Here is a 17,108-nt window from a genome sequence, read left to right on the forward strand (position 1 = left end):
TGAGTGTGCCATATCTCAAACGTCATTGAAGTGTCGTGTTGCGGTGATGACGGGGGAGTCGCAACTCAAAAGTTTGATCGAGGGTTTTCACAATGACCAACGCCATTGACCATCATGTTGGAAAGCGCATCCGCCGCCGTCGTCGTCTGTTGGGGCTGACGCAACAACAGCTTGCGCAGTCTGTCGGCATTCGCTTTCAACAAATTCAGAAATATGAAAGCGGCGCCAACCGCGTCAGCGCATCGCGCCTGTTCGAGCTTGCTGAAGCGCTCGACGTGCCCGTGCAATATTTTTACGAAGGCCTGCAAGGGTCTGGAGAATCTGCGGCGCCGGAAGGCGAGAACGTTGCGGCCGATGTTTTGTCGCAAAAAGAAACGCTGGATCTCGTTCGGGCTTATTACAAGCTCAACGAACGTCCCCGCCGTCGCCTGCTCGAGCTGGCGCGGTCTTTGGACCCCGATGCCCGGGGTGAAAGCGCTGCGTAATCTCAGACCTTCTTAAGCTGAGAGACTGATGCCTGATCTGGATTTGGAAGCGGAGCTGGCGGTCGCTGCTCAATTGGCGGACGCCGCGCGCCCTATCGCGCTGCTCCACTTTCGCTCCGGATTGAGCGTCGATGCTAAACCTGCAGCCGAATTTGATCCTGTCACGGAAGCGGACCGATTGATCGAGGCGCGTATGCGCGCCTTGCTCGGTCATTTGCGTCCTGAGGACGGGGTTTTGGGCGAAGAGCAGGCGCAAACGCCCAGTCGTTCGGGGCGCACTTGGGTCGTGGATCCCATAGACGGGACGCGCGCCTTTATTGCGGGGCTGCCGACCTGGTGTGTGCTGATCGCGCTGTACGGGCCCGACGGGCCGCTCCTCTCCATTATTGATCAGCCGTTCACCGGCGAGCGTTTCACAGGAGTCTGCGGCGTCGGCGCCTGGTTTGAGCGTGAAAGCGGGCGCGAGCGCTTGCGGACGCGCGACACCGTGTTGCGCGTTGAGGACGCGATCGTCTCAACCACGGATCCGGGATTGTTCGGCGGCGCAGAAGCGGAAGCGTTCGCGCGCATCGCTCAAAGCGCCAAGGTGCGCCGCTATGGGCTGGATGCTTATGGCTACGCAGCGCTTGCATTGGGCGGCGTGGACCTGGTCATTGAGAGCGGGCTCAAGCCCTGGGATGTGGGCGCGCTCATTCCCGTGGTCCGTGGGGCTGGCGGCGTCATCACCAATTGGCGGGGCGGGCCGGCCCACGAGGGCGGGCAGCTGATCGCAGCCGCCAACCCGGCATTGCATGCCCAAGCGCTTGATCAACTCGCCAGCGCGGCGCTCTGATCGGTCAAAAGAAAACGCCGACCCGGACGGCTCCGGGTCGGCGTTTCCTCAGACTTACTCGCCCGCGTCGCCTTCAGGTTTGACGAACAACAAGGTCATGCGATCAGATTCCCCGATTGCGTCATAAGGCGCGCGATCAAATTCGGGATCCGCAGGCTCGCCGAAGGCGGATGAGCGTGACACGGGCGGCAGGGTCCAAACACCAAACGGGTGGTCCGCCGTGTCCATCGGATTGGCGTTGACCTCGCTGCTGTTGATCAATTCAAAGCCGGCCTCTTCGGCCATGGAGACCACAAGGTCCTCTTGCACATAACCGGTGCTGGCGCGCGGATCCTGCACGCGGTCTGCGGGCAAGCGGTGCTGGACCAGGCCCAGAACGCCGCCCGGAGCGAGCACATCGAAGAAGTCGCTGAAGGCTTTCTCCGCCGCGCCGCGACCCATGAAGGAATGGGTGTTGCGGAAGGTCACGATGGCGTCGACTGAGCCGGGCTCGCCCAGCGGGCCGCTTTCGCCGTCAAAGGTGGCGAGCTCAGCCTCACCAAAACGCGGATCGTCGAATTTCTCCAGAAAGCGCGCCTGGAATGCGACGGCGCGTTCATTGTCGGCCTGAATGGTCGGCCAGACAGCAATATACTGGCCGCCATTGGCCGTGATCCAGGGCGCCAGAATGTCGGTATACCAGCCGCCGCCGGGCCAGATTTCCATCACGCGACCTGATGGATCAATGCCGAAGAACTCCAGTGTTTCCATCGGGTGCCGGTTTGAGTCGCGCGCCCTGTCGTCTTCGCTGCGCCACTCGCCATTCAGGGCCCAAGCCAGGCTGCCGGTCTCGGGGCCGTTTTCCTCCATCATCGCCGCGTCGTCGGCGGCCATGTCCTCTTCGGTGGCCGCGGTATCGCCGGTATCACTCATCTCGGCGGATGGCTCAGACGCGGTCATATCCTCCTCGGCGGGAGGCGCGCCGCACGCGGTCAGGAAGGCGAGGACGGACGCAGCGGATAGTAGGGCGGTCAGACGTGTCATGGGCTCACTCCGGATTGGCCATAATAGCGTTTATCATAGTGGGATAACGATCCGCGCCACAATGGCGGTCACACGCTTCAGGACGCCAGTTTGAAAAAAAATCCCGCCCCCCTCTTGCGCGCTCTGATCCGCTTTCCCAATTCTTTTAAGGTAAGGCCGCCAAACGGGGCTTTACGGATTGCCGGACAGGCCGCGCTGCAACAGGCGGGCGGTTTTGAAGGCGGCTTCTGAAACTGACATAGCCCTTGCGAGGGCCCGATCGCTTCCAAGGAGGATCGACACCATGCGCACCACTGACTTTACCCCGCTGTACCGTACGATTGTCGGATTTGACCGTCTGGCCAACATGATCGACAACGCGGCCAAGCTGGAGCCTTCGGGCGGCTACCCCCCTTACAATATCGAACAGCTGTCCGAGCACGAATACCAGATCGAACTGGCCGTCGCCGGCTTCAGTGAAGACGATCTGGATCTGCAAGTTCAGGAAAATGTCCTGACCGTTTCCGGCAAGCGTATCCCGGCTGAGGATGCTGAAGATCGAAATTACCTGCATCGCGGCATCGCCGAGCGTTCATTTGAGCGCCGCTTCCATCTGGCCGACCATGTCCAGGTGCGCGATGCTTCGCTTGCGAATGGTCTCTTGTCCATTCGTCTGGAGCGCGAGATTCCCGAGGCCAAGAAGCCTCGCCGGATCGCCGTGAATGGCAAGACAGATGCGAAACTCATCTCGGCGAACAAGGCGGACGCCGCCTAGCCGAGACAAGGCCCGGTCGGACGGACGTGCGTCGTCCCTCCCCCCGATTGTCGGCGTCTGGCTGATCGGGCCACACCTTCTATGACGACCTTCCCCTGATTGACACTTTGGCGGCGCTTCATCCTCAAGACGAAGCGCCGCTTTTTGCGTCAGAGGAGTTCGTCTTTCAGCGCCGCGACCGCGTCGCGCCAGACTTTCGCACTGTTATCGGATGGCATGCGCCAGTCTCCACGCGGGCTCAGCGCCCCGGCCGATGTGAGTTTGGGGCCGTTTGGAACCGCTGAGCGCTTGAACTGGCTGGCCCCGTAAAAGCGCCGCGCGAACTCCCCCAGCCAATGCAAAATGGTAGCGCGGTCAAAGGCGCGCTTGTCCGCCGCGCTCACATGGGGCGGCCAATGGCCGGTCTCCGCATTGCTCCAGGCCGCTTCCGCCAGAAAGGCGATCTTGGCGGGGCTGAAGCCGTGACGGACCACATAGTGCAAGAAGAAATCATTAAGCGGGTAGGGGCCGATGGCGTCTTCTGTGCTCTGGATCGCGCCGTCTTCGCCGGCCGGGATCAGCTCGGGTGAGATTTCGGTGTTCAGTACATCGAGCAGGGCTTTGGAAACCGCAGAGCCATATTCCTCGCGCCGGGCGGCCCATCCGATCAGGTGCTGGATCAGGGTCTTCGCGACACCGCCATTCACATTGTAATGGCTCATATGGTCGCCGACGCCATAGGTGCACCAGCCCAAAGCCAGCTCTGACAAATCCCCTGTGCCGACGACCAGCCCGCCTTCATGATTGGCCAAGCGGAACAGGTAATCAGTGCGCAAGCCCGCCTGCACGTTTTCAAAGGTGATGTCGTACTGATTGGCGCCCTCTGAATAGGGATGGTCGAGATCGGCCAGCATCCGTTCGGCGGCGGGCTTGATATCAATCTCGCGATGGGTGGCGCCCAGGCCCTCTATCAGCGCCAGAGCGTTTGATCGCGTCTGAGCTGACGTGGCGAAGCCGGGCAGGGTGACAGCGAGAATGCCCGAGCGGTCGAGATTCAATCGGTCAAACGCGCGGGCGGTGATGATCAACGCCTGGGTGGAGTCCAGCCCGCCTGAAACGCCGATCACAGCGGTCTTGATGCCGGTGGCCTTCAGGCGCTGGACCAGCCCTTGGACCTGAATGTTATAGGCTTCATAGCAATCTTCATCGAGCCGGGCGGCGTCGTTCGGCACAAATGGGAAGCGCGCCACCTCCCGCTGTAGCGCGATGTCGGCCTCAAGGTCCGGTTCCAGCGTGAATCCGATGCGCGAGAAGCGGCGCAGCTCTTCTGCATGGCGCGCGCAGGCGTCGCGCCAAGTGGACAGGCGCGCGCGTTCAGAGGTGATGCGGTCGAGGTCTATATCGGCGTATAGCATGGCCGGCGCGTCGTTGAGGAAGCGCTCGCCCTCTGCGATGAGTTCGCCTTGCTGATAGGCCAGGAGCTGGCCGTCCCAGGCCAGATCCGTCGTGGATTCGCCCGTCCCGGCGGCTGAAAAGATATAGGCGCCCTGGGTGCGGCGAGACTGGGCGTCGCATAGGGCGGCGCGTTCACGGGCCTTGCCAATGGTGGCGTTCGAGGCGGAGAGATTGACCATGACGGTCGCACCCGCCAGCGCTCCATAAAGGCTCGGCGGAATGGGCGACCAGAAATCCTCGCAAATCTCCGCATGAACAACGAGGCCGGGCGCATCCAGCGCTTCAAACAACAAATCGGTTCCAAAAGGCGCGACATGTTCGCCGACCGAGATTGTATCCTCAATGACGCTCGAGGAGTCAGCGAACCAGCGCTTTTCGTAGAACTCGCGGTAGTTGGGCAAATAGCTTTTGGGAATGACCCCCAGAAGCTGGCCGTTTTGCACCGCCAGCGCGCAATTAAACAGCTGCCCCGCGCTGCGAAGGGCGCAGCCGAAAAAGATCAGGGGGCGCAGCCCCTCGCTCGCCTCGATGATCCGGGCGGCGGCTGACTCTGACGCGTCCAGAAGCGCGCTTTGATGATGCAGATCGTCGACCGAATACCCGGTCAGGCCCAATTCGGGAAACAGGCAGACGGCGGCATGGCGCTCATGGGCGGTGCGCACAAGCTCGATCAGGCTCTCGGCGTTGCGCAGGGGATCGGCCAGATGCACTTCGGGCGCAAAGGCTGAAATCCGGGCGAAGCCATGGCGATAGATATTCGTGAAAGCGGTCATCAGGTCACCGGTCAGAGGGGCGGCGCCCCTTATGCTCAGGATGAGTATTTATCGGCTGACGGGAGAAACGTCCACTCAGGCGGCGTTGATGTCGATCGCGTCTGTCAGATCTTCGACCGTTTTGGTGAAGTTTGCGCCCAGCTTGGCGCCGGTGAACAGGGCGCGCGTGAACACGGCTTTCCGGGCGTCTGCGCCATGCAGTCGAGCAAAGGACATGTCCGCGGCTTCGGCGTTCAGATGGTGAAGGTCTGCGCCGGAGAGGTCTGCATAACGTAGGCAGGCTTCGGCGATCGAAGCCGCCAGAAGCCGGTCATTGGGCAGCACGAGCGGGCCCAGTTGCGCTTCGCGCAGATCAGCATTGTTGAGCTTGGCGCCTTTGAGGTCTGCGCCGCGCAGATCGGCTCCACGCAGCGACGTCATGCGCAAATCCGCGCCGGACAGTTTGGCGCCTTGCAGCTCTACGCCCTCCATGTCGAGACCGTAGAGAATGGCGTTGCGGGCCTGGAGCGCCGTGAGGTTGCGACCGGCCAGTGATTTCAGCCCGCGTAAATCCTTGTCATTGAATGTGGAGGGCTCTCCCTCCGCGCCGCCGGTTTCGCACCATCTTGCATGACGGTCGAGCGCCTTGGCGGTCTCTCCGCCGGGATCGGCGATTTCAGGCGGCGGCGCGTCGCGCAAGGCGCCTTCCATATTGGCGCGCTGGAATTGGGCCATGTCGGTCTTCGCGCCGATCAGCACGCAATCGCGCATATCCGCATCGCTAAGGTCGGCGCCATAGAGGTCGGCGCCTTGAAGGTTGGCGCCAGGAAAACGCGAGCCGCGCAGATTGGCGCGGGTCAGGCGCGCGCCGATCAGAACGGCGTCGGTGAAGTCTGACGATTGCGCCACGGCGCCGGTCATCTTGGTCTGCGACAGGTTTGCGCCCTTGAAGCGCGCTTCGCTGGCTTCGCCGGCCCGCTGCTCATGGGTAATCACGGCGAGACCTTTTTCGCGATCCACCTGGGCGATGGCGCCTTCGCGCAGATCGGCCTGGCTGAGATCGGCGCCGGTCAGGTCTGCCCCGCGCAGGATCACGCCGCGCATATCCGCTCGGTGCAGCACCGCGCCCGACAGGTTCGCCTGGCGCATATCGGCGGCGAAAATCGTCGCGCGAGTCAGATTGGCGCCGGAGAAATTGGCGCCCTCCAGAATGGCGCCCGACAGATCGGCGTCGGCGAGATTGCGCCCGGAGAGGTCCAGGCCTTTTAGAATTTTGTAGGAGAAATTCGCCCGCGCGCCGCCCATGCGCCCATTCATCAAGAACTCGTGCTTGCGGCAGGCGTCATCCACCTCAAGCTGGGTCATGGGCTGATACTGGATGGGCTTGCCGATCATCTGCAATCCGTTGCGGGGACGGGCGCACGCGCCCAGAGGGGCGTAGTGTGGACGCAGTCCTCTTAACGCTATCTTGTCGCAGAGCGCTCAGGTGCGCTTTTTACACCTGTCGGACGCGTGTCAGACCCGCTTGTCCGAAGCGATCCAGCGCCGCATCGAGGCTTTCGCCAGGCTCAAGGCTCAGATCTGCATCAAAAAGCGCGGGTCGCGGATCGCCCGCCAGCAAGGGGCGTCCTGTCTTGAGCCTGTGAAAGAAACCGGCGTTCATCGCGAGGGCCTGCGCTTCGCGCACACCTTCCAGTACCGGAACGCCCGCGTCTTTCAGCATGGTGACGCCCCGTCCCGCTACAGACTCGAACGGGTCGCGGCAGGCAATGATCACTTCGGCGGGACGCGCTTTGATCAAGGCTTCTGCGCAGGGCGGCGTCTGGCCGTAATGAGCGCACGGCTCCAGTGACACATAGACTTGCGCACCTTTCGCCGCGTCCCCGGCCTGGGCCAGCGCCTGGGGTTCGGCATGGGGGCGACCGCCGGGAGCGGTGGCGGCGGCGCCGATAATCCGGCCATGCTTGACGATGACGCAGCCCACAGACGGGTTGGGCGCAGTGGCGCCCAGTCGGGCATAGGCCAGCGCCAGCGCCACATCCATGTAGCGTAGATCGTCGACGCTGACCGGGCGGGCGCTCATCTGGGATTAATCCGCAAAGCTCAGCGGCTGGGCGCGCGCTTCATCAAGATAGCGCGCTGAGATCGGCTTGAGGCCGTCCAGTTCGATCATCAACGGATTGCCGGTGGGCACCTCGACCTTGACGATGTCGTCGGCGGAGACGTCAAACAGCATCTTGATCAGCGCGCGCAGCGAATTGCCGTGTGCGGAGATCAGGATGTCTTCGCCCGCCTTGATTTTGGGCGCGATCGTGCTGTGAAAATAGGGCGCGACGCGATCCAGGGTCAGCTTCAGGCTTTCCGTGCCGGGCAGCCGCGCCTGATCGAGCTTGGCGTACCGATCATCAAAGCGCGGATGGCGCTCATCATCTGCCTCCAGCGCGGGCGGCGGGATATCATAGGAGCGCCGCCAGATCTTGACCTGCTCTTCGCCGTGCTTGGCGGCGGTCTCCGCCTTGTTGAGACCCGTCAGCGCGCCGTAATGGCGTTCGTTCAACAGCCAGGTTTTCTCGACCGGAACCCAGACCCGGTCCACGCCTTCCAGCGCGAACCACAAGGTGCGGATGGCGCGCTTCAGCACCGAGGTGCAGGCGAAGTCAGGTTTGAAACCGGTCTCCGCCAGCAACTGACCGCCGCGCTTGGCCTGTTTGACGCCTTCGTCGGTCAGGTCCACATCCACCCAGCCTGTAAACCGGTTCTCAAGGTTCCAGACGCTCTGGCCGTGACGGGTGAGCACAAGACGGGTCATGATGGCGTTCCTTTAACGGACAGACTGCTGTGGCGCGCGGTTTACCCCTTTTACCGCCTGTCCGTCGAGCCCATCTGCAGACGCATCCGTATCTAGCCTGTTCGCGCTCGGCTTGGTACAGGGAGCGCCCACCCGCCCCAGACCCGGTTCAAAGCCGGGACAGATGAAGGGAATGGACCATGTCGCCGTCCGAAACTGCTCTTCAATCCGCCCCGATCCTGGAGGCCATGCGCCGCACATTGAGCCTGGAACAGGACGGGCTGGCGCAATTGAGCGCGGCGCTTGACGAGGTCAGCGTCGAGGCGGTGCGCCTGATCAGCGGCCTCAAAGGACGCCTGATCTGCGCAGGGGTGGGCAAGTCGGGTCATGTGGCGCGCAAGATCGCCGCCACGCTCGCCTCAACCGGGACGCCGGCGTCCTACGTCCATCCAGCAGAAGCCAGCCATGGTGATCTGGGCATGATCACGGCGGATGACGCCGTGCTGGCGCTGTCAAATTCAGGCGAAACCAAAGAACTGGGTGATCTGATCGCGTATTGCCGCCGCTTCGGCGTGCCGCTGATCGGTATGACGGCGGGCGCAAACTCCACCCTGGCGAAGGGGTCTGACGTGGTGTTGCTGTGCCCCAAAGCAGCCGAAGCGTGCGGAGAGACGCGCGCGCCCACCACCTCCACCACGATGATGATGGCGTTTGGCGACGCGCTGGCGGTGGCGCTGATTGAAGCGCGCGGTTTCACCGCAACCGATTTTGCGCGGTTTCATCCCGGTGGCGCGCTGGGCTCGGCGCTGGCGCGGGTGGATGAGCTGATGCATGCCGGCGACGCCATGCCGCTTGCGCCCGAGCTCGCCAGCATGGGCGACGCCTTGATCGTGATGAGCGAAAAGGGATTTGGCTGTATCGGCGTCACAGATGCAGGGGGCAGGCTGTCCGGCATCGTCACCGATGGCGATTTGCGCCGCAAAATGGGCTCGGATCTGATCGAGCAATCGGTGAAAAGCGTGATGACGGCCAGCCCGGTCACTACCCGACCTCATGCACTGGCGTCTGACGCCTTGCGGATCATGACGGCGGGGAACCGCAAGATCACCCAGCTCTTTGTCTGTGACGACCAGGGCAAGCCCGTCGGCTTGTTGCACATCCACGATCTTCTGCGTGCGGGTGTCAGCTAGCGCGGCGATACGGCCCTTTGCCTCCGGCCCAAACGCGTTTTATGACACCGCACACCGTTCAGCCTTCAGCATGACAGGGCATATCCATGACCAAGACGGCGACATCTCCCTTGCGCGCAGGCGTTATCGGCGCGGGTGTGTTCGGCGGCTATCACGCTGGCAAATATGTCGAGAACCCCGACACCACGCTGACGGCGATCTTTGATCCCGATGCGGAGCGGGCGCAGGCCCTGGCGTCTCAGCATGGCGCGACGCCGTATTCAGATCTCGACGCCTTCTTGCAGGCTGTGGATGTGGTCACCATAGCCAGCCCGGGCGTCACCCATGCCGAGATGGGCGCCCAGGCGCTCATGGCGGGCAAGCCGGTTCTGATTGAAAAGCCGCTCGCCGTCACCGGTGTAGAGGCGGACCGTCTGGTCGCTTTGGCGGCTGAGCAGGATCTGGTGCTGGCCTGCGGGCATCAGGAACGTCTGGTCTTTGACGTGATGGGATTGACGGCGATCAAGACGCCGCCCCAGCGCATCACCGCCTGGCGCGAAGGACCCTGGAGCGGTCGCAGCACCGACATCTCGGTAACCTTTGATCTTATGGTGCATGACCTGGACCTCGCCCTGACCCTGATCGGACAGTCAGAGGCTGAAACACTGAGCGTTGACGGTCAGACCGAGCGCAGCGACAGCCTGGATGCGGTGAGCATCGAGGCGCGTTTTGAAAACGGCGCTGCGCTTGAGCTGAGAGCTAGCCGTATCGCCGAAGACCGCCGCCGCGGCATGGTGGTGGCGTATGACAGCGGCGTCATCGAGATTGATTTCGTGGCGCGCACCTTCAAGAACACCACAGGATTTGACCTCAACCCCGATTATATGGACACGCCTGAAGGCCGCGACCCGCTGGGCGCGAATGTCGCCCGGTTCGTTGATGCGGTGCTGGGGCGGGCGGATGGTCCCGCCGCTTCCGGAGAAGCGGGCGCCGCCGCGGTGCGGTTTGCTGAGCGTATTGATGAGATGGCGTCACACTAGACGTCACACTTGTTTGCTAATTCCGTACGCGGCAGAGTTGAAATTGATCGTAGGCGCGCTGCAGGTCGCGCCGACAAGAGGGGATGACAATGCGCACCGACCTTCAACCCAATACCTGGGATTATGAAACCGAAGCCTTCGTCACGCCGACCGGCTTTCGGGAGTATGATGCGCGCTGGTGGTTCGGTCATCCGGGCTCTGACAAGCCGCCCCAAATCAACCTTTATGGGATTCAGGCGCTGGGCCTCGGTCTGGGCACGCTCATCCATGAGCTGGGCAAGGCGCCCCAGATCGTGACGGGCCATGATTTTCGCGGCTACTCGCTGAGCGTCAAACAGGCGCTGGAAGTGGGACTGATGCAGGCGGGCATCGAGGTGCATGACATTGGCCTCGCTCTGTCGCCAACCGCGTACTTCGCGCAATTTCATCTTGATATTGGGTCTGTGGCGATGGTCACCGCCAGCCATAACTCAAACGGCTGGACCGGGGTGAAGATGGGCGTTGAACGCCCCCTGACTTTTGGTCCCAAGGAGATGACCCGTCTCAAGGAGATCGTCCTCAACGATGAGGGCGTGGCGCGACCGGGCGGCGGCTATGTACGCGAAAAGGGCGTGGCGGACGCTTACAAGGCCGAGCTGGCTGGCAGTCTGTCGCTGAAGCGCAAGATCAAGGCCGTGGTCGCCTGCGGCAATGGCACGGCGGGCGCCTTTGCGCCTGAGGCGCTTGAAGCCATGGGCGTTGAGGTGATCGCCATGGATTGCGAGCTCGATCACACCTTCCCCAAATACAATCCCAACCCTGAAGACATGAAAATGCTGCACGCTCTTTCTGATCGGGTGAAGGAGACGGGCGCGGATATCGGTCTCGCCTTTGACGGCGACGGCGATCGCTGCGGCGTGGTGGACAATACGGGCGAAGAAATCTTCGCCGACAAGGTGGGCCTGATGCTCGCCCGGGATCTGTCTGAGCGCCATAAAGGCGCGAAATTCGTTGTGGACGTGAAATCCACCGGCTTGTTCGCCATCGATCCCGTACTGAAAGCCAATGGCTGTGAGACCGAGTATTGGAAGACCGGCCATTCCTATATCAAGCGGCGCGCCAATGAGCTCGGGGCGTTGGCGGGTTTTGAGAAGTCGGGCCATTTTTTCCTGCAGCCGCCGGTGGGGCGCGGGTATGACGACGGCATTGTCGCCGCGCGCTGCATTCTGGAAATGCTCGAGCGCAATCCCGGCAAGACGGTCGCAGACCTGAAAAATGATCTGCCTGTCAGCTATGGCTCGCCCACCATGTCGCCGGCGTGTTCGGATGAAGAGAAGTATGATGTGGTCGACCGCATTGTGGCGGCTTTTCAGAAACGCCATGCCGACGGCGCTCAGCTGGCGGGCCGGACGATCATTGATGTGAACACCGTCAATGGCGTGCGCTTCACGCTGGAGGGCGGCGCCTGGGGGCTGGTGCGCGCGAGCTCCAACACGCCCAATCTTGTGATCGTGGTGGAAAGCCCCGACAGCAAAGAGGATGTGAAAGCGATCTTCACCGCCATCAAGGACGAACTGGCTCAGCACCCCGAGATCGGCGCGTTCGATCAGGAGCTGTAGCACAGCATCTCAGCCTGTTTGTTGAGATGCTCCAGGTCCCGCACAGACGCGTTCAGACGACTAAGCGCCTCAATTGGAGAGCATTTTGAAAGTAGTGATTATCGGGCAGCACCCTGTCATTCAGCCCGGGTTCTGCGGTGTAATGTCTTTGAACGAAGCGCGCTGGCTGTCTCATTGGGGCCATGAGGTCGAGCTGGTGATCCCATTTCGGGAACGCGCCGAGCTGGATCACATTATCTCCCTGAATGACTTTGATGATCTCAACGAATTGCCGAAACTGGGCGAAGCGTTTGATATCCGACCGATCTTCGTTGAAGAGATTGAGGATATCGCGCCGTGTGACGTGTTGATCTGGCAGGTGACTGACCATGTCGTCTGGGACACGTATTTCAAACGCTTCGCCGCCCAATCGCGTGTGGTGACGAAAAACTTTCCGAAAACCGCGCCTGTGCGCGACGGCGTTGCTGCCCGAAACATGTTTTCGACCTTCGATTACGCCGCTTTTGCACTGAAAGAAGACGTGGCGGTTGTTGCCAATTATAAATCTGACTCCTATTCGCTGGATCGATACGGCTATGTCGGCCGCGGCGCAGATCCCGAGCTGTTTCATCCCAACATGAAGTCAGACACGCCCTTCATCGCGGTGGACGTCCCCAATACCGCAGATGACTGGGCGATCGCACACTTTGTTGAGCCACTTGAGCGCCTACGAGATCGATATCCAGACCTTCAAATCGTTTCGCTGGGGCGATCGATCGGTGTTGAAGGCGCGACGCATCTTGATTTTATGCCATATGATCAGCTGGCTGAGCAGTTCATCAATCCGGCCTGGGTGTATTGCTTCATCGATTACGCCCAGAGCGCGCCCCATGTGCGCGGCACGATCCACAAGTTCGAACCCTTGTGGAGAGACCGCGCGATCTATGAAGTCCAGAATGTCGAGGCTCAGATGGCGGGCGCTGTGATGTGCGGCTATGATCGCAACATCATTGCTGAGCTGCATGACCCGCAGTTGAGCGCAACCTTTCCCTTCCCGTCCGATTCAGACGCGATTTATCAAAAATTGTGTTGGGCGATCGAGAATCAGGCGGACCTAGCCGCGCGTATTCGGGCTCGGACGGAGCCAATGCATGACTGGAAGCTTTGCATCTCGCGCTGGGAGGCAGGCCTGCGGACATTGATCGAAAACGGTTATGACCGCAATGCGAAGACCAAGAGCGCGAAACCTGCCATCGTAGAGGTGGCGACCACGCCTATCCGTGTGCTCGAAGAGGATATCGTGGATGTTCCTGCGGCGCTCGATGATGAAGGGCGACGCTGCGTCGCGGAGTGTTATGACGCCGCGCGAGTCGCGGTTGAGTTTGGCATAGGCGGTTCGACCCGGATCGCGGCCAAGACAGGCATCGGGCACCTCTATAGCGTCGAGACGGATCCGAACTGGATTGAACACATCCAATCCGATCCGAATGTTCAAGCCTTGCAGTCTGGACGGCGTGTGAGTTTCATCCATGCTGATGTCGGGCCCGTCAAAGAATGGGGCTATCCTGTTCAGATGTCGTCAGCTGCAAGTGATGCCTATCTCAAAGGTCCATGGTCCCAAATCCCTGTCGATGAAGTTGATTTTGTCCTGATCGATGGGCGATTCAGGGTCGCGACCACGGTCAATGCGTCCTTGCGCACTGATGATCATGTGATCTATGCCGTTGATGATTACGGCGATCGCACACATTACGAAGAACTGGAAGACCTGTTCGATGTCGTCCGTCGGAGTGGCCGAGTGATTCTTCTGAAAAAAGGGCGGAACTGGAGTTTGCCGGCGGCCGACGCCATGCTGGCGAAGTACAGGATGGACCCGCGCTAGGGTGATCCATGGGTGTTTGGCCAGGTGCGTAGTTTGCGTGAGAGACATGCCGGGCTGACCAAGACTATTCTTTGGGCGCGGCGCTGTTCAGCCCGATTGGAGATTTATGATGCGCGTAGCAATGATTGGCACCGGATATGTGGGGCTTGTGTCCGGGGCGTGTTTCGCGGACTTCGGTCATCATGTGACCTGCATCGACAAGAATGCGGACAAGATCGAACAGTTACGCTCTGGCGGCGTGCCGATCTATGAGCCCGGTCTGGATTTGCTGATCGAGCGCAATGTGCGCGAAGGGCGTCTGGATTTTGAAACCGATCTGACCGAAGCGGTGAAGGCGGCGGATGTGGTGTTTATCGCTGTAGGCACGCCGTCACGCCGTGGCGATGGCCATGCGGATCTAAGTTATGTCTATGCCGCTGCCGAAGAAATTGCTCAGGCAATGGACGGGTTCACTGTCGTTGTGACCAAGTCCACCGTACCGGTCGGCACGGGCGATGAGGTGGAGGCGGTGATCCGCAAGACCCGGCCTGATGCTGAGTTCGCGGTGGTCTCCAACCCTGAATTCCTGCGCGAAGGCGCAGCGATCGAAGACTTCAAACGCCCTGACCGGGTCGTTGTCGGCGTTGAAGATGACACCGCGCGCGATGTGATGCGCGAGCTTTATCGTCCGTTGTTCCTCAACGAGACGCCGATCGTGTTCACTGCGCGCCGGACGTCGGAGCTGATCAAATACGCCGCGAACGCCTTCCTGGCGATGAAGATTACCTTCATCAACGAGATGGCGGATCTGTGCGAAGCTGTCGGCGCGGACGTGCAGCAAGTGGCCAAGGGCATTGGCCTTGATAACCGCATTGGCGGCAAGTTCCTGCACGCGGGTCCCGGCTATGGCGGCTCATGCTTCCCGAAAGATACGTTGGCGCTCACCCGCACGGCCCAGGAATACGACAGCCCGGTGCGTCTGGTGGAGACGGTGGTCGAGATCAATGATGCGCGCAAGGCGGCGATGGCTGACAAGGTCATCAAGGCGTGCGAGGGCGATGTGGCGGGCAAGACCGTGGCGGTGCTGGGTCTGACCTTCAAGCCGAATACGGACGATATGCGCGACGCCCCGAGCCTCGACATCATTCCGGCGCTTCAGAAAGCCGGCGCCAAGATCAAGGCCTATGACCCGGCCGGAGCTCTGGAAGCGGAAAAACTGTTGAGTGATGTGGAGATGACCACGGGCGCTTATCTGTGCGCCGAAGACGCCGACGTAATGGTGATCATCACCGAGTGGAACGAATTCCGAGCGCTTGATCTTGATCGGGTCCGTGAGTGCATGAAGGGCTCCATCCTGGTGGATCTACGCAATATCTACGATCCCGCCGACATGGCCGAACGTGGCTTCAAATATGTCAGCATCGGACGATAGCCGCATCCTCGCCTGAAACCCGCCGCAGTAATTGTTGAAGCCTTTCGATCGATTGCAGCACGTCTTTCGCTAGTCAGGGCCAAGCGCTCTGATTATCGAAGGCGGGCGCAAACGGTTTAAGCTCAGGAGCAGTCTATGTGCGGTATTGTCGGCATTGTCGGTTCGACCCGGGTTACAGAGCGTCTTGTGGACGGGCTGCGGCGACTGGAATACCGCGGATATGATTCAGCCGGCGTCGCCGTCATCACGCCTCAGGGCGCGCTCGAGCGGCGCCGTGCGCCCGGCAAGATCGCAGGTCTGGACCAGGCGATCGCCCAGGCGCCGACCGATGGCGTCATCGGCATCGGGCATACGCGCTGGGCCACCCATGGCGCGCCGACACTGGAGAACGCGCACCCGCACGCCTCAGGGCCGGTGGCGATCGTGCATAACGGCATCATCGAGAACTACCAGGACCTGCGCGCGGAATTGAAGTCGGAAGGCTTTGAATGTGCCACGCCGACCGATTCTGAAGTGATCGCGCATCTGATCGCTGCCGGTCTCAAACAAGGCCTCGACATGGCGGCGGCCTTTCATGCGGCGGTGGATCGCTTGCGCGGCGCTTATGCGCTTGCGGCGCTCAATGTGGACGAGCCGGGGGCGCTCTTTGTGGCGCGGTCGGGGTGCCCGCTGGTGGTCGGTCTGGGTGACGGCGAGGGCTATGTGGGCTCAGATTCCCTGGCGCTTGCAGGCTGGACCAACAAGGTCATCTATCTGGAAGAGGGCGACCGCGCGGTTGTGACGGCTGATGACGTACGCATTCTCGACGCGGCGCAGCGCCCCGCCAATCGCGAAGTGCATGTGTCTCGGGCCGTGGCCGGGTTCGCAGACAAGGGCGAGTATCGCCACTTCATGGAAAAGGAAATCCATGAACAGCCTGACGCCATCGCCCATACTCTGTCGCGTTATGTCGATGTGGATGCAGGGCGCTTCAATACGGGCGAGCTGCTCGATTGGGCCAAGATCAATCGCTTGCTGAGCACCGCGTGCGGCACGGCGTTTTACGCGGGCGCCATTGGCAAGCACTGGTTTGAAGCGCATGCTCGTCTGGCGGTCGAGATCGATGTGGCGTCCGAGTTTCGTTATCGCGATCCGGTGATCGGCCCCAGGGACGCAGCTCTGTTCATCTCGCAATCGGGTGAAACCGCCGACACGCTGGCCGCGCTTCGCTATTGCAAGGCCGCTGGCGCGAAAACCCTGGCGGTGGTCAATGTGGCGGAGTCTTCCATTGCGCGCGAAGCCGACGCCATCGCCCAGACCCAGGCCGGACCTGAAATCGGCGTGGCGTCGACCAAGGCGTTCACCGCGCAATTGACCGCTTTGGCGTGTCTCGCCATCGGAGCGGGTCGGGCGCGGGGTGTGCTGACCGAAGCCGATGAAGCGCGCTTCGTCACCGAGCTTCTTGAAGCGCCGCGCCTGATTAACGCCGCGCTGGCGGCGGAGCCGCAGATCGAGGCGATCGCCCATCGCCTGACCCAGGTGCGCGACGTGCTGTATCTGGGGCGCGGCGTCTATCACCCGCTGGCCATGGAAGGTGCGCTTAAGCTTAAGGAAATCAGCTATATCCATGCCGAGGGCTATGCGGCAGGCGAGCTCAAGCATGGCCCGATCGCGCTGATCGAAGAGGGCACGCCGGTTGTTGTGGCCGCGCCCCATGACGCCCTGTTTGAAAAGACGCTCTCGAATATGCAGGAAGTCGCCGCGCGGGGCGCCGAGGTCATTCTGATCACGGACGACAAGGGGGCGGCCCTGGCGGGCGATACCGCCAAGCATGTGGTCACGATGCCCGATTGCCCTGAATTCATCCGCCCCATCGTCGCGGCGGCGCCCATTCAGCTGCTCGCCTATCATACAGCGTCGCTCAAAGGCACCGATGTGGACCAGCCGCGAAATCTGGCGAAGTCTGTGACGGTTGAATAAAC

At 61.4% G+C, this 17,108-nt stretch carries 14 protein-coding genes; 9 read left to right on the forward strand and 5 right to left on the reverse strand.

Annotated features, from left to right (window positions below; genetic code table 11):
• Positions 1 to 92: 92 nt before the first annotated feature.
• Positions 93 to 485: a helix-turn-helix domain-containing protein gene (locus tag ACP154_RS07145; RefSeq protein WP_022700478.1), complete on the forward strand. Its 393-nt coding sequence runs from the start codon at positions 93 to 95 to the stop codon at positions 483 to 485.
• A 28-nt stretch (positions 486 to 513) separates the two neighbouring features.
• Complete coding sequence (locus ACP154_RS07150) at positions 514 to 1,317, forward strand: inositol monophosphatase family protein (RefSeq protein WP_421860450.1); 804 nt, start codon at positions 514 to 516, stop codon at positions 1,315 to 1,317.
• A gap of 54 nt (positions 1,318 to 1,371) precedes the next feature.
• Here ACP154_RS07150 and ACP154_RS07155 read toward each other — a convergent pair whose 3' ends face one another.
• Positions 1,372 to 2,340 carry a class I SAM-dependent methyltransferase gene (locus tag ACP154_RS07155; RefSeq protein WP_421860447.1) on the reverse strand — a complete coding sequence of 323 codons (969 nt, stop codon included), beginning with the start codon at positions 2,338 to 2,340 and terminating at the stop codon, positions 1,372 to 1,374.
• A gap of 283 nt (positions 2,341 to 2,623) precedes the next feature.
• Here ACP154_RS07155 and ACP154_RS07160 point away from each other — a divergent pair, with 283 nt between their 5' ends.
• Positions 2,624 to 3,094 carry an Hsp20 family protein gene (locus tag ACP154_RS07160; RefSeq protein WP_107712322.1) on the forward strand — a complete coding sequence of 157 codons (471 nt, stop codon included), beginning with the start codon at positions 2,624 to 2,626 and terminating at the stop codon, positions 3,092 to 3,094.
• Between the two features lie 149 nt (positions 3,095 to 3,243).
• On the opposite strand, the gene ACP154_RS07165 is transcribed toward ACP154_RS07160, so the two are convergent.
• From ACP154_RS07165 to gpmA, 4 genes are all read right to left on the reverse strand, one after another.
• Entirely contained in the window at positions 3,244 to 5,301 is a 2,058-nt protein-coding gene (locus ACP154_RS07165) for an NAD(+) synthase (RefSeq protein WP_421860445.1), read from the reverse strand.
• Positions 5,302 to 5,376: 75 nt separating this feature from the next.
• Entirely contained in the window at positions 5,377 to 6,675 is a 1,299-nt protein-coding gene (locus tag ACP154_RS07170; RefSeq protein ID WP_133724711.1) for a pentapeptide repeat-containing protein, read from the reverse strand.
• Positions 6,676 to 6,775: 100 nt separating this feature from the next.
• Entirely contained in the window at positions 6,776 to 7,363 is a 588-nt protein-coding gene (ribD, locus tag ACP154_RS07175; RefSeq protein ID WP_421860443.1) for a bifunctional diaminohydroxyphosphoribosylaminopyrimidine deaminase/5-amino-6-(5-phosphoribosylamino)uracil reductase RibD, read from the reverse strand.
• A gap of 6 nt (positions 7,364 to 7,369) precedes the next feature.
• Positions 7,370 to 8,089, reverse strand: coding sequence for a 2,3-diphosphoglycerate-dependent phosphoglycerate mutase (gene gpmA, locus ACP154_RS07180; RefSeq protein ID WP_421860440.1), 720 nt, complete (start codon positions 8,087 to 8,089; stop codon positions 7,370 to 7,372).
• 179 nt (positions 8,090 to 8,268) lie between these two features.
• On the opposite strand from gpmA, the gene ACP154_RS07185 reads away from it, so the two are divergent.
• From ACP154_RS07185 to glmS, 6 genes are all read left to right on the forward strand, one after another.
• Positions 8,269 to 9,258: a KpsF/GutQ family sugar-phosphate isomerase gene (locus ACP154_RS07185; protein ID WP_421860437.1), complete on the forward strand. Its 990-nt coding sequence runs from the start codon at positions 8,269 to 8,271 to the stop codon at positions 9,256 to 9,258.
• 86 nt (positions 9,259 to 9,344) lie between these two features.
• Positions 9,345 to 10,277 carry a Gfo/Idh/MocA family protein gene (locus ACP154_RS07190; protein ID WP_421860434.1) on the forward strand — a complete coding sequence of 311 codons (933 nt, stop codon included), beginning with the start codon at positions 9,345 to 9,347 and terminating at the stop codon, positions 10,275 to 10,277.
• A gap of 89 nt (positions 10,278 to 10,366) precedes the next feature.
• Positions 10,367 to 11,875, forward strand: a complete 1,509-nt coding sequence (locus ACP154_RS07195; protein ID WP_421860431.1) for a phosphomannomutase/phosphoglucomutase — start codon at positions 10,367 to 10,369, stop codon at positions 11,873 to 11,875.
• 85 nt (positions 11,876 to 11,960) lie between these two features.
• Positions 11,961 to 13,736, forward strand: coding sequence for a hypothetical protein (locus ACP154_RS07200; RefSeq protein ID WP_424993776.1), 1,776 nt, complete (start codon positions 11,961 to 11,963; stop codon positions 13,734 to 13,736).
• Positions 13,737 to 13,845: 109 nt separating this feature from the next.
• Positions 13,846 to 15,147 carry a UDP-glucose dehydrogenase family protein gene (locus ACP154_RS07205; protein ID WP_107713650.1) on the forward strand — a complete coding sequence of 434 codons (1,302 nt, stop codon included), beginning with the start codon at positions 13,846 to 13,848 and terminating at the stop codon, positions 15,145 to 15,147.
• A gap of 135 nt (positions 15,148 to 15,282) precedes the next feature.
• A complete protein-coding gene (glmS, locus tag ACP154_RS07210) occupies positions 15,283 to 17,106 on the forward strand; it encodes a glutamine--fructose-6-phosphate transaminase (isomerizing) (protein WP_421860427.1) in 1,824 nt (607 codons plus the stop codon).
• Positions 17,107 to 17,108 lie beyond the last annotated feature (2 nt).

Source organism: Oceanicaulis sp., from assembly GCF_965249665.1.
Lineage (GTDB): Bacteria > Pseudomonadota > Alphaproteobacteria > Caulobacterales > Maricaulaceae > Oceanicaulis.